The organism is Streptosporangium sp. NPDC002524 (assembly GCF_040295985.1).
Classification (GTDB): domain Bacteria; phylum Actinomycetota; class Actinomycetes; order Streptosporangiales; family Streptosporangiaceae; genus Streptosporangium.
On record NZ_JBEOWK010000035.1, the window covers coordinates 25,444 to 38,432 of the forward strand.

The 12,989-nt window shown below is 72.2% G+C and carries 14 protein-coding genes; 9 read left to right on the top strand and 5 right to left on the bottom strand.

Going from position 1 to position 12,989, the window contains the following annotated elements:
• Positions 1-185 precede the first annotated feature (185 nt).
• From ABT053_RS38675 to ABT053_RS38685, 3 genes are all read right to left on the bottom strand, one after another.
• Entirely contained in the window at positions 186-953 is a 768-nt protein-coding gene (locus tag ABT053_RS38675) for a DeoR/GlpR family DNA-binding transcription regulator (RefSeq protein WP_350976185.1), read from the bottom strand.
• 129 nt (positions 954-1,082) lie between these two features.
• Positions 1,083-1,418 (bottom strand): ArsR/SmtB family transcription factor, encoded by a 336-nt coding sequence (locus ABT053_RS38680; protein WP_344743364.1) that lies wholly within the window; start codon positions 1,416-1,418, stop codon positions 1,083-1,085.
• A 2-nt stretch (positions 1,419-1,420) separates the two neighbouring features.
• Positions 1,421-1,615 (bottom strand): hypothetical protein, encoded by a 195-nt coding sequence (locus ABT053_RS38685; RefSeq protein ID WP_350976186.1) that lies wholly within the window; start codon positions 1,613-1,615, stop codon positions 1,421-1,423.
• Between the two features lie 295 nt (positions 1,616-1,910).
• Between ABT053_RS38685 and ABT053_RS38690 the strand changes: the two genes are divergently transcribed.
• Positions 1,911-2,078, top strand: a complete 168-nt coding sequence (locus ABT053_RS38690; RefSeq protein ID WP_350976188.1) for a DUF3073 domain-containing protein — start codon at positions 1,911-1,913, stop codon at positions 2,076-2,078.
• A gap of 885 nt (positions 2,079-2,963) precedes the next feature.
• The gene (gene speB / locus ABT053_RS38695; RefSeq protein WP_350976190.1) at positions 2,964-4,025 is read left to right on the top strand and encodes an agmatinase; all 1,062 of its coding nucleotides are present in this window, start codon (positions 2,964-2,966) and stop codon (positions 4,023-4,025) included.
• 167 nt (positions 4,026-4,192) lie between these two features.
• Here speB and ABT053_RS38700 read toward each other — a convergent pair whose 3' ends face one another.
• Entirely contained in the window at positions 4,193-4,642 is a 450-nt protein-coding gene (locus ABT053_RS38700; protein ID WP_350976191.1) for a hypothetical protein, read from the bottom strand.
• 455 nt (positions 4,643-5,097) lie between these two features.
• Between ABT053_RS38700 and ABT053_RS38705 the strand changes: the two genes are divergently transcribed.
• The 4 genes from ABT053_RS38705 (at position 5,098) to ABT053_RS38720 (ending at position 9,990) form a co-directional block, all read left to right on the top strand.
• Positions 5,098-6,201, top strand: coding sequence for a CHAP domain-containing protein (locus ABT053_RS38705; RefSeq protein WP_350976193.1), 1,104 nt, complete (start codon positions 5,098-5,100; stop codon positions 6,199-6,201).
• A gap of 263 nt (positions 6,202-6,464) precedes the next feature.
• Positions 6,465-7,397, top strand: coding sequence for a siderophore-interacting protein (locus ABT053_RS38710; protein WP_350976194.1), 933 nt, complete (start codon positions 6,465-6,467; stop codon positions 7,395-7,397).
• Between the two features lie 88 nt (positions 7,398-7,485).
• A complete protein-coding gene (locus tag ABT053_RS38715) occupies positions 7,486-7,806 on the top strand; it encodes a hypothetical protein (RefSeq protein ID WP_350976196.1) in 321 nt (106 codons plus the stop codon).
• 318 nt (positions 7,807-8,124) lie between these two features.
• Positions 8,125-9,990, top strand: a complete 1,866-nt coding sequence (locus tag ABT053_RS38720; protein WP_350976197.1) for a glycoside hydrolase family 15 protein — start codon at positions 8,125-8,127, stop codon at positions 9,988-9,990.
• Between the two features lie 206 nt (positions 9,991-10,196).
• On the opposite strand, the gene ABT053_RS38725 is transcribed toward ABT053_RS38720, so the two are convergent.
• Positions 10,197-10,721, bottom strand: a complete 525-nt coding sequence (locus ABT053_RS38725; RefSeq protein ID WP_350976199.1) for a winged helix-turn-helix transcriptional regulator — start codon at positions 10,719-10,721, stop codon at positions 10,197-10,199.
• A 110-nt stretch (positions 10,722-10,831) separates the two neighbouring features.
• Here ABT053_RS38725 and ABT053_RS38730 point away from each other — a divergent pair, with 110 nt between their 5' ends.
• The 3 genes from ABT053_RS38730 (at position 10,832) to ABT053_RS38740 (ending at position 12,984) form a co-directional block, all read left to right on the top strand.
• On the top strand, positions 10,832-11,137 hold the full coding sequence (locus ABT053_RS38730) for a putative quinol monooxygenase (protein WP_350976201.1): 306 nt from the start codon (positions 10,832-10,834) through the stop codon (positions 11,135-11,137).
• 115 nt (positions 11,138-11,252) lie between these two features.
• Positions 11,253-11,990 (top strand): GNAT family N-acetyltransferase, encoded by a 738-nt coding sequence (locus ABT053_RS38735; RefSeq protein ID WP_350976203.1) that lies wholly within the window; start codon positions 11,253-11,255, stop codon positions 11,988-11,990.
• Entirely contained in the window at positions 11,980-12,984 is a 1,005-nt protein-coding gene (locus ABT053_RS38740) for an NmrA family NAD(P)-binding protein (protein WP_350976205.1), read from the top strand. The genes ABT053_RS38735 and ABT053_RS38740 overlap by 11 nt, the downstream gene beginning before the upstream one ends.
• Positions 12,985-12,989: the final 5 nt, after the last annotated feature.

Genomic DNA, 12,989 nt, shown 5'->3' on the forward strand with positions numbered 1-12,989 from the left:
GACAGGACGATGGAACGTCGATGCGCTCGATGTTCATCCGGCCAGGAAACAAAATCGTAAAGAAATGGACATCACTGGGTCACGATTGATCGTATCCGATCAGATTCGGTCACCGGGCTGTCGGAACCCCGGCCTTTCCCGATCGCCGGACCGGATCCGCTGATCGCCGGATCCCGGCGGCGTCGTCAGATCCTGGCGACGTGGATCCGCACCCCCCGCCCCGTCAGGTCGTCCAGCACCTCCCTGGGCGCCTCGTCGTCGGTGATCAGGTGGGTGATCTCCTCGGTCGGCACGGTCTGCACCATCGTGTCGACCCCGACCTTGGTGTGGTCGATCAGCACGACCACCTCCTCGGCCGCCGCCGCCAGCGCCCGGTCGACGCTCGCGACCTGCATGTTGGGCGTGGACAGGCCCCGCTCCGCGGTGAGCCCGTTGCCCGAGATGAAGGCCCTGCGCACCCGCAGGCCGGCCAGGGAGCGCTCGGCGGCGCTGCCGACCAGGGCGTGGATGGAGCCGCGCAGGGTGCCGCCGGTCATCACCACCTCGACCCGGGGCGAGTCGGTGAGCGCCTGCGCGACCAGCAGGGAGTTGGTCACCACGGCCAGCTCCGTCACCCTGGCCAGCCGCCGGGCGAAGTCCTGGGTGGTGGTGCCGGCGCCGACCACGATCGCGTCGCCGTCCTCGACCAGGGAGACCGCGAGGTCGGCGATCGCCCGCTTCTCCGCGGCCGCCGTCTGCATCTTCTGCGAGTACGTCGGCTCGCGGGACAGCTCACCGGGGAGCGTGGCACCGCCGTGGTGCCGGTTGAGCAGGCCCTCGGCCTCCAGGGCGCGCAGGTCGCGCCGGACCGTCACCTCCGACGACTGAACCGACTGGGCCAGATCCCGGAGGGAGACCGCGCCGTTGGCACGTACCAGCTCAAGGATGCGCTGACGGCGCTCCGCGGCGAACACGGGACGACGATACTCCGCCTGGCCCGAACTCTCTCCCCCACTTTTCACGACCGACCCCGTCCGCTCCGAATCATGTGATCTGAGCCGATCATAATCGGTCGTCGAATGACAGTCCGGGCCGGGAAACCCCTAGCCGCGAGCCTCGGCGCGCAGCTCGGCGAGCAGTTCACCCTGCTCGGCGAGCACCTCGGCCAGGATCGACCGCGCCACGGACATCAGCTCGGCGAGGTCCTGGGTGGAGAGGGCGTAGACGACGGTGGCGCCGTCGCGGGTGGCGGTCACGACTCCCGCGCGGCGCAGCACGGCGAGCTGCTGGGAGAGGTTGGAGGCCTCGACGTCGATGGCGCTGAGAAGATCCCGCACCGGCAGCGGGCCGTCCCGCAGCAGCTCCAGCACCTGGACGCGGACCGGGTGGCCGATCGTGCGGAAGAAGTCGGCCTTGGCCTGGTGCAGCGGCACCGGCATGATCACGCAGCTCCGGCGGCGGGCTCGCCACCGGCGTACCGCACGTCGACGCCGTGCCGGTCGGCGATGCGCAGCAGGTTCTCCAGCCGCCCGGACAGGACCTCGACCGCGTGGTCGTCGAAGGCCTGGCGCATGAGCTCCAGCTCGCCGTCGACATCGGCGATGCGCGCCCGTAGCTCGGCCGCGAACTCGCTCATGTCCCCCACCTCCCGTGGATCAGGTCGCTCCCCGGCGTCTGGTTTATCGGCACACCGTTCCTCATGATGTGGCAAATTGCATAATTCTTCAAATCGTAATGACGTTGGCTATGATGGCGAAGGCCGTTTTCCAACAGGGCCCGCAGCCGGTTCGAGCCCGATCGATGACGGATCGACCGCGAAGCGGGATACTTGGTACGGCTACCGCAGACTGACCTGCGGCGTCAGAGCGCGCCAGCCGGCGATGCGACAGTGACGAGAGGCCGAGCACGGCCTGCGCGAGGGAGTACAGCCAATGGGACGGGGCCGAGCCAAGGCTAAGCAGACGAAGGTTGCTCGCGAGCTGAAGTACAGCAGCCACAGCATGGACATCGACCGGTTGCGCAAGGAGCTCGGCGCCGACGACGATCCCACGCCGGAGAGCGAGGCCGACGACCCCACCGGTGAGCCGACCGGCAGGTGACACCGCGGGCGGGCCACGCGTCCCGTCCTGCCCCGCCGGGGCGCCGGCGGAGTCCGGCTCCGTGACCCCGCGTGGCCTCGCGGCCCCGGCCCCGGTCACGTGACCTCGGCCGTACGGCTCCGGCCGGGCGGCCCCGGTCGTACGGCCGGTCGCGTGGCCTCCTCGCGAAGGTCCTCCCGCGAGGGTTCCTCCACCAGGGTCCTTCCGCGGCTTCTTCCACGATTTCTTCCACGGCACACCGGCCGGCCGACGCGCCGGCCGACCGGCATACCGGCCGGTCGGTGGCACGGATCGAGCGGTCGCGCGGATCGACCGGCCGCGCGGATCGACCGGCGGACGCCCCGTGGCGGCGTCCGCCGCGCGGCGCGAATTCCGCGCAACATCCGGCAACACCATTGAGGCACCCGCCCGGGGCTGCTTACCGTCACGGTTGTGCGTACCGCAGTGCGGCGGTCACGCACCCCCGGTCAGCGCGTCGACGGAGAGCTCTGGCGGGTCCCACTCATCCCACGGTGACCGGCTACCCTTCCCCCGCCGGGCATCGGGATCTGCCAGTTCACACGCCGTGGCCCCGGGACGAATCGCCGGATCGCGCGAGGTCGTGCCTCGCGCGGGGCGGAAAGTCTCCCCGGGCCACGGCCACCATCGATCTCACCGGTCCCGGGGAGCATCACCGGCCCGCGCCGTATAAACCGCCCCTTTCCGGACGGTGTGCCGCGAACCCCTACGTCCCGACCGGTCCGGTCCCGCCGTCTGGTGCAATGGATCCCACCGGGTGGAGTTCCCGACGACGATCTCCCGGGGGGCGGCCGAGGCCACCCCGCGAGCCGCGCCCGGCGGTGACGGGCCGCGCCCGCGGACCGTGCCCTTCCCGCCGGAGGAACAGTGACGAACCGCTACGGGCCCCAGTTCGGGCCCGACATCACCTTCCTCGGCGTCGAGCGGTGCTCGCTGGACGACCCCGCGAGTTACGCGGGCGCCGACGTCGTGATCGTGGGGGCGCCGTTCGACGGCGGCACCTCGCACCGGCCGGGCGCGCGCTTCGGGCCGCAGGCGATCCGGATGACCGACTACCTGCCGCACGACGGGAGGCGTCCCAGCCTGGCGCTGCGCACCGACGGGCTGCGCGACCTGCGCGTCCTGGACGCGGGCGACGTCGAGATGCCGCCCGGCGACATCCTGGCGTCGCTGGCCGCCCTGGAGGCCGCCGTCGAGAAGGTCGCCCGCTCGGGGGCCGTCCCGGTGGTCCTGGGCGGTGACCACTCGATCGCCTTCCCCGACGCCAAGGGAGTGGCCAACGTCCTCGGGCACGGCCGGATCTCGATGATCCACTTCGATGCCCACGCGGACACCGGCGACATCGAGTTCGGCTCGCTGTGGGGGCACGGGCAGCCGATGCGCAGGCTCATCGAGTCGGGGGCGCTGCGCGGCGACCGGTTCCTGCAGATCGGCCTGCGCGGCTACTGGCCGCCGCCGGAGACGCTGGACTGGATGGCGGAACGGGCGATGCGCTCGTACGAGATGACCGAGATCACGCACCGCGGCCTGGAGGAGTGCCTGACGGAGGCCTTCGCCATCGCCGTCGACGAGTGCGACGGCGTCTTCCTCTCCGTCGACATCGACGTGTGCGACCCGGGCCACGCGCCGGGCACGGGGACACCGGAGCCCGGCGGCATCACCGCGCGCCAGCTCCTGGACTCCGTACGGCGTGTCTGCCTGGAGCTGCCGGTCGTCGGGGTCGACGTCGTGGAGGTGAGCCCGCCCTACGACCACGCCGACATCACCGCCGCTCTGGCCAACCGCGTGGTGCTGGAGGCGTTGAGCGCCATCGCCCGGCGGCGGCGCGACGCCCGGGACGGGACCGCCTGGAACCCGCTGCTGCCGCTGCTCGCCGAGCGCCCGGACCGCGGGAGCGATCAGCCCGGCCAGCTCGATCAGCCCGGCTAGCCCGATCAACCCGGCCTGCCCGATCAGTCTGACCGGACCGGCCGCTGACGGGCCCGTCCGGTCCCGCGGGTTCGCCGGGTGCCCGGCCGGTCGGACGGTCGCCCCGCCGGGCCCGCGGAGCGGGTCTCGGCGTTCCGGCGGCCGGACAGGCCGCCCGGCCCCGGGGTCTATCGGGTTCTCGGGCGGTTTCCCCACTTCGGCTTGCGGAACAGGTCTCGGCGTTCCAGCAGGTAGACGAGCTTCGCGGCTGCGGCCCTGACGGCCTCCTCGTGGCGGTGGCGCTTCTGCGGGACGACGGCGCTCCAGCGTTCGAGCAGGAGGGCGATCTCCTCGGCGAGCTCGCCGATCACCCGGTAGCGGGTGCTGAAGGCGTAGAGGTCGCCGTGCACCTCGTTCACCAGGTCCTCGTCGACCCGATGGGCGAGCGGCCGCACCCGCCTGAGGATTCCCGTCTCCATCGCCGGGGTGACCGGCGCCCGCCGGGCGTCGTCCTCGGGCACCATGATGAGGGCCCGGACCCGCGCGACGGCCAGGGTGCGCTCGGCCTGCGGGGTCGCGGGGTGCTCGGCGAGGTCCAGGAGGCGGCGGAGGGTCTCCTGCGTCTTGTCGTCGAACATGGAAAACCCATTCCGCCTTCGCGTTCCCGTCTTTTCGCCGGACCGGGAGGGAAGGCCTCGGCGTCGGCACCGGCGCATGCCGCGCACGTGCCATCACATGTTATTCGACCCGATGGGCAGGGACGCGTACCGGTGTGACCCGTGAGCGCGGGGTGAATAGGGATATGCCCGGTGCGCGCGTACGGCCACCGGTGCCCGCGCCGTCACGCAGCGGGACCGGAGCCGCTGTTCAGCACGGGTGGCTCGGTTGACTCGGGCGAGCGGCCAGTCGATGGTAGGTGCTGCGGAGCCGCCTTTCCCGCCTTTCGCCGAATCCGGTATTCGACAGCCTCACGGCTCGGCTTTTTAAGCAAATAGCCTCACTTTTCCGTTTTTCTGCGAATACAGTCCAGCTTTGTCGGACGGCGCCCCCTTCTCGGAAGGGTGGAGGAGAGTGGACGGGGTGGCTCACAGCCATGGATCCGATCGGTGACGATCTGCTCAGGACCATCAAGCCCGAACTCGGGTACCGGGAGGGGGCCGGTCAGCACAGCAAGTTCGGTGAGTGGTACGCGGTCAACGTGGCCCAGGACCCGCAGTACAGGACGGCCCCCTGGTGCGCGATGTTCATCGCCTGGGCGGCCGAGAAGGCGGGCGTGCAGGAGTACGTCGGGCAGTTCGCCTGGACCCCGTCGCAGGCCCGCTGGTTCGAGACCAACGACGCGTGGACGCGGACGCCGGAGCCGGGCGCCCTGGTCTTCTTCGACTGGTCCGGCGGCAAGGACATCAAGGGCATCGACCACGTCGGCGTCGTCGAGAGCGTAAGCGGTGGAACGATCCACACCATCGAGGGGAACGTCGACCGGATCTGGCTGAAGCGCAAGACGCGCGACCAGAGCAAGGTCGTCGGGTACGGGCTGCCGCGCAAGGTCAAGGAGAAGCTGACGGGCGCCGTCTCCGGGGAGGACGCGGCGGTCCCGGCGGCGGCCGGGATGATCGAGGTCCGCCCGGCACTCGCCCCGGGCTCCGCCGCTCCCCCGGCGGACCTGCCGGGAACGCCCCCCGTCTCCATGGAGACCGCCGCGATCGCCGGGTTGCTGACCTTCGTCCTCGGCACGACGTTCGTCCTGTCCCGGTTGCGCCCCCGTGTGTCGGCGGGACGGCACCGCAGGAGGAACGGGCGGCGGGAGCGGGCGGACCTGTGGAGCGGCGTGACGTGCCCGGTCGAGGAGACGCTCCTGCGCGAGGAGACACCCCCGGCCTGGAAGGCGCTCCCGCACACCGTGGTACTCCATCCGGGCGGGCGGGGCGGCCAGGGCGAGCCGGACGGGCGGGACGGGCGGGACCTGCCGGAGACCGCGCCCCGGGGCCGCGAGACGCCCCGGAGCCGCGAGACGCTTCGCGTGAGCAGGCCGAGCTGGGCGTGCGAGCCGTACCGCACGGGTCTCCCGAAGCGCGCCGACGGCACCGGGATCCCCGCCCGCACCGGCACGCGGGCCGTCCCCGGACCGGACCTGGAAGGGAGGGCGCGGCGCGGCACGCGTGAGACGCACGAGGGCGAGAAGGCCCACGCCGCGTGACCGTCCCGGCGGAAAACGTGACCGTCCGGGCGGAAGACGCGTGCCCCTCCCGGGAAAGCCACCTGCCTGCGAAAGCCGTGCGCCTCCCCGTGGAACGCCACATGACCGCGTCGGCCACATCGGCCGTCTTCGACGGAAGACGCGTGGCCCTCCTGAGAGAATCAGGCGAGAACAGGACAGAACGGAGATCTCGCCAGGTTGCTTAATAAGGTTAGGCAAAGCTAAGTTGCTGGGGACGGCATTCCCCCAGTGAAGGCGGCACGATGACAGCGGGCGGCGAGCAGACCCTGGAGCGCGCGGCGGAGGTCCCGGCCTATCGCGGCCACCGGGCGGAGGTCGTGCGGACGACGCGGCTCAGCCCGAACTTCCTCCGGGTCACCTTCGGCGGCGAGGACCTGGCGGGCTTCGCCGACAAGGGCTTCGACCAGCGGATCAAGGTGATCCTCCCGCTGCCGGACGGCAGCATCACCCCGCTGGGCGACGGGGACGACTGGTACCAGCGGTGGCGGGCGCTCCCCGAGGAGCTGCGCAACCCGATCCGCACCTACACCGCCCGTGCCGTACGGGCCGAGCTGCGCGAGCTCGACATCGACTTCGTCCTGCACGGCGAGACCGGCCCCGCCTCCCGGTGGGCGACCCGCGTCACCCCCGGCGACCGGGTCGTGGTGGTCGGCCCCAACGCCGCGTACCCCGGTCCCGTCGGCGGCCGGGAGTGGGCCCCGCCCGCCGGGGCGGAGCACCTGCTGCTCGCCGGGGACGAGACGGCCGTGCCCGCCATCGCCACGATCGTCGAGTCGCTCTCCGGCTCCGTGCGCGCCACCGCGCTGCTGGAGGTCCCCGAGGCCGCCGACGCGCTCTCGCTCGACGTCCCTCCCGGCGTGAAGGTCACCTGGCTGCCCCGCGAGGGTGCCCGCCACGGCGACCTGCTCATCCCGGCCGTACGCGACACCCTGAGCGCGCTCACCGGTGAGCGCGCTGTCACCGGCGCCGCGAACCCGCTGGAGGACGTCGACGTCGACGAGGAGATCCTCTGGGAGGTCCCCGAGTCCTCGGGCGGCGGCCTGTACGCCTGGCTGGCGGGCGAGGCGGGCATGGTCAAGCTGCTCCGCCGCCACCTGGTGCAGGAGGCGGGAATCGACCGCTCCTCGGTGGCCTTCATGGGCTACTGGCGGCTGGGCCGCTCGGAGAGCGCCTGAGCGACGGCTCCTCTCATTGACTCACAACCGGCTTCCAAGGGTGGCCGGAGATCCTTTCGGGTGTCCGACGACGAAAGGAGATGACCGCATGAACAAGAAGCGCAAGGCCGTACTGGTCATGGCCGCGTTCTTCTCGGTCGGCGCCGCGAGCCTGATCAGCGCGGGCCCCGCCGCGGCCATGCCGCCGAACTGCGAGTTTTTCGTGTGCGAGGAGCAGGATGGAGGCGGCGGCACCACCACCACCGGTGGCGGTGGCGGCGGCGGTGGTACGCCGCAGCCACAACCGCAGCCGCCGCAGCCTCCGCCGCCGCCCCCCGGTGGCGGGAGCCCCGACGGCGGGTCGTACGAGCCGTTCCCCGGCGGGTATCCGTCGATCAACTGGTGCAGGATCGACCCCCAGTCCTGCTAGGAGGATGTGCACGGTCACCGGCCCGTGACAGGGAGGCCGCCCGCACCGGCCTCCCTCCACGCCGGGCGGATGGCACCGGGGGCGTGGTTACCGTGCGTGATCGCGTCTCGTAGGCGGGCGATCCGCGGGACTCGCCGGGATGGCGGCTCGCCGTGGCGACAGGAGGCCCACGCCGTGACGCGGCCATCGCTGGGTGTCCCTTTGCCCCCGGCGGCCGGAAACCTGCCGACTCCTTGACGCGGGAGGGAACCGGACAGACGCCCGGAACGCGTAGTTTGAGGGCGTAAGGTGCCCGGATCGCGATGTGAGAAGGCCGATATGACAGAAGCGGAATCCGCTCGTCAGGACCCGGCGGGCGCCCCCGGATACCGGCCCATCGCCGACCACGGGCTGATCGGCGACCTGCACACCGCGGCGCTGGTGGACACCGGCGGCACCATCGTCTGGTACTGCTGCCCGCGCTTCGACGCGCCCAGCGTGTTCGGCTCGATCCTGGACGCCGAGCGGGGCGGGTCGTTCGAGCTGGGCACGGTCGCCCCGGCCCGGACCAAGCAGTTCTACTTCCCCGACACCAACGTGCTGATCACCCGCTTCTCCGCCGCCGACGGGGTGGGCGAGATCCAGGACTTCATGCCGATCGCCGGCGACACCGGCGACACCGGCGGCACCGGCGGCACGGCTGACGGCGTCCGGCACCGGCTGATCCGGCGGGTGAGGTGCGTGCGCGGGTCGCTGCCGTTCCGGGCGCGGGTGGCCCCGCGGTTCGACTACGGCAGGCAGTCCCACGTCCTGAGCGTGCACGGGGGCCGGGCGGTCTTCGAGTCGCCGTCGCTGTCGCTCACCCTGTCGTCCAGCACCACCCTGGAGGCGGACGGCCGGGACGTGCGCTCGGAGTTCAAGCTCAACGAGGGCGAGTGCGCGGTGTTCGCCCTCGACAGGTTCGGCGACGACGTGGCGCTGCGCTCGTGCCCGATCGAGGAGGCCGAGGAGGAGTTCGCCGCGACCGTGGCGTACTGGCGCCGCTGGCTGTCCTCGTCGAACTACCGAGGCCGGTGGCGGGAGATGGTCCACCGGTCCGCGCTGACGCTGAAGCTCCTCACGTACGCGCCGACCGGCGGGATCGTGGCCGCCGTGACGACGAGCCTGCCCGAGCAGATCGGCGGGGAGCGCAACTGGGACTACCGGTACGTCTGGATCCGCGACTCGGCGTTCTGCGTGTACGCCCTGCTGCGGCTGGGCTTCGGCGAGGAGGCCGAGGCGTTCATGGGCTTCCTGTCGCGGCACGTCAGCCGCGACGGCGGCTGCGCCTCGGGCCCGCTGCAGATCATGTACGGCATCGACGGCCGCACCGAGCTGCCCGAGACCGAGCTGTCCCACCTGGAGGGGTACCAGGGATCGGCCCCGGTGCGCGTCGGGAACGCCGCCGTGGACCAGCTCCAGCTGGACATCTACGGCGCCCTCCTCGACTCCGTCTACCTCTACGACAAGTGGCACCAGCCGATCTCCAGCGCCCTCTGGGACGACGTCCACATCCTGGTGGACTGGGTCTGCGACAACTGGGACCAGCCCGACGAGGGCGTGTGGGAGACGCGCGGCGGGCGCAAGGACTTCGTCTACTCGCGGCTGATGTGCTGGGTGGCGATCGAACGGGCCATGCGGATGGCCGCCCACCGCGGGCTGCCCGCCGACACGCCGCGCTGGCAGCGGGCCCGCGACGCGATCTACCGGCAGATCATGCGGCGCGGCTGGTCGGCGGAGCTGCGGGCGTTCGTCCAGCACTTCGACGACGACGTCCTCGACGCCTCGGTGCTGATGATGCCGATGGCGAAGTTCATCTCCCCCACCGACCCGAAGTGGCTGTCGACCCTCGACGCGCTCGGCGCGAACCTGGTGTCCGACTCGCTGGTCTACCGCTACGACCCCGCGGTCAGCCCGGACGGGCTGCGCGGCGAGGACGGCACCTTCTCGATCTGCTCGTTCTGGTACGTCGAGGGGCTCACCCGCGCCGGGCGCCTGGACGAGGCCCGGCTGGCGTTCGAGAAGATGCTCACCTACGCCAACCACCTCGGCCTGTACGCCGAGGAGATCGGGCAGACCGGCGAGCAGCTCGGCAACTTCCCGCAGGCCTTCACCCACCTCGCGCTGATCAGCGCCGCCTTCAACCTCGACCACGCCCTGGGCTGAGAGGCCCCTTCCCGACGAGACCGGGCCGCACCGGGCCACGTTGGCCCGCACCGCGCCGTCAGCGGACCCCCAGGAACCGGGAAAGGGCCACGGCACGACGTCAACGCCGGGATCGGGGCCGCCCGGGTTCGGCCGGGCGCGTCGCGCCGGGCTCGTCTCCGTCCGCCGGGAGCACGGCCGGGAGCGCGCGCGGCGCCGTGATCGGCTCAAGGCGCCGTGATCGGCTCAAGGAGTCGTCGCGGTGTGTTGATCGCACTGGACACGGGATCGAGGCCGGAGTCGGCCGGGTCGAATCCGGGTCCGGGTTCGACCCGGATCTCCGGGACCGGGACGACCGAACCGCAGGTTTCGCAGCGTCCCTCGTGGTCGAGAAGCCCGCCGTCCTCATCGTGACGGACGGCGCGCCTCACCCCGGACGGCGAGTAGAACGCGTCCCCCCAGTTCATCAGGGCGCGCACGACCGGCCACAGCTCCACCCCCTTGGCGGTCAGCCGGTACTCCACGCCCCCGGCCGCGCCATCGTCTCGTGTGAGCACGCCCTCCTGCACCAGGAACTTCAACCGGCCGGCCAGGACGGCGCGGGGGATCTTCAGCTGGGTGGCGAAGTCTCCGAACCGGCGCACCCCGTAGAACGCGTTACGGACGATGAGAAGCGTCCACCGCTCTCCGACGACCTCCAGGGTTCGCGCCAGCGAGCAGTTGCGGTCCGCGTAGGTGCTCGGGAGTGTCATGCCGCGATCCTACCCGTCCGAAGTTCACTCAGTGAACTGGCGCGTGCTACGGTCTCCACCAGCAGTGGTTCAGTCAGTGAACTCGCATGTCGAGCCCAGGAGGCCGCCCCGTGTACCAGTTCCTCGTCTCCTTCACCGTCCGGCCGGAGCACCGCGACGACTTCGTCCGGGCGGCGAGGAGGACCGCGCGCGACTCCCTCGCGAACGAGCCCGGCTCCCGGCGGTTCGAGGTGATCGCGGATGAGGAGGACCCGGACCTCTTCTACCTGAACGAGGTCTACACCGACCGCGACGCGTTCGACGCGCACGCCGGCGGCCCCTACTTCAAGGCGTTCTTCGCCGAGGCCGGCGCCTACGCCGAGGGCCCGACGTGGCTCGCGAGAGGAACCCTCGTCAGTGACGGAGCCGAGGCGTGACCGGCGGCGAAACGGGACCACCGCGGCGGGCCCGCCGTTCGGACGGCTCCGCGAGAAGGGGATCTCGCATGTCGTCGACCAGGGTGGGAGACGCACCCGGCCCGGCCGGTTCCCGATGAGAGGGTCACATCCGCTGGACAACGCCGTCCACTCGGCGCTGACCGGGCCGCACGCCCACCTCGCGCGGCGGCGTGGCAACGCGTCGCGCTACCCGCCGGACGTGTCGCCGTTCATGGCCCTGCCGGGTTCCCCCGGCGAGGCCGACTGGGCGGACGCCGCGGCACTCGCCGGCCACGGTGGCGGGGTCACGCTGACCGGTCTCACGGTCGAGCCGCCGGACGGCTGGGAGGTCGTCACGCGGACCACCGTGCTGCAGCTCGTCGACGACGGGGTCGCCGCCGTGCCGGACGAGGAGGCCGTCCGGCTCACCCGGGCGGACGTGCCGGAGATGCTCGCCCTGGCCGAACGCACCAGGCCGGGACCGTTCCTGCCCCGCACGATCGAGCTGGGGACCTACCTGGGTGTTCGCCGCGGCGGGCGTCTGGTGGCGATGGCCGGTGAGCGGCTGCGCCTTCCGGGGTGGACGGAGATCAGCGGAGTCTGCACCGACCCGGACTGGCGCGGACGCCGGCTGGGGACCCGGCTGGTGCTCGCCGTCGCGGCCGGCGTCCGCGAGCGCGGCGAGACGCCGTTCCTGCACGTGGTCGCGTCCAACACGAACGCCCTGCGGCTGTACGAGTCCCTGGGATTCCGGCTCCGCCGCGCCGTGACCCTCGTGCTCACCCGGCCGCCGACGGCCCCGAACATCGCGGGCGACACCGGACGACTGAGAGGAGCCAGACATGAGCCATGATCCGCGCGAGGGCACGCGGGCGTCCCTGACCACCCCGGACGGCCCGGCCCCGGGCACGCCACAGGCCCCCGTCCTGGTCACGGGCGCCACCGGACGGCACGGGGCAACGGGCCCGTACGTCGTGCGCCGCCTTCTGGAGGAGGGGAGGAACGTGCGGGCGCTGGTGCGGCGCCTCGGCGGGCGCACGGACGAGCTGGCCGCGCGGGGCGTCGAGGTCGTCGTCGGAGACCTGCACGACCGGCGGAGCGTCGTCCGGGCGCTGCGCGGTGTCGAGACGGCCTACTTCACCTACCCGATCGACGCCGGGGTCGTGGCGGCGGCGGCGAACTACGCCGCGGCGGTCCGCGAGCACGGTTCCCCGGTGCGGACGGTGGTCATGTCCATGGGCCCCGCGCACCCGGCGCACCCCAGCGACCGCGGGCGCGACCAGTGGCTGGCCGAGGAGGTCATGGGCTGGGCCGGGCTCGACGTGCTGGTGCTCAGGATCGCCGCGGCCTTCCACGAGAACATCGGCGTCCTGCACGGCGGGTCCGCCCGCGAGCGGGGCGTGATCCGCAACTGTTTCGGGAACACCCCGGTGGCGTGGATCAACGCCGAGGACGCGGGCGAGCTGGCGGTCGCGGCGATCCTGCACCCCGAGCGCTTCGACGGCCCCGTCTGCTACCCGCCGGGCGCCGAGGCGGCCGACCACGCGACCGTCGCCGCCCTGCTCGGCGAGGCGCTCGGCCGCCCGGTCAGGTTCGAGCCGATCGATCCCGAGACCTGGCGCCGGGAGCTGGCCGAGCTCGCCGCCACCGACACCGACGGCGTGGTCAACCCCGACATGGCGCGTCACATCACCGCCGTCGCGGCCCACATCGCCGGACGCGGCCCCACCCGGCCGGCCGACCGCGACGAGCTGCGCCGCCTGATCGGCCGCGACCCGGTGACCCTGCGGGACTTCCTCCTCGCGGGCGCGGCCACGGCCGATCCCCCGCCACCCGGTGGACGGTGAACCCG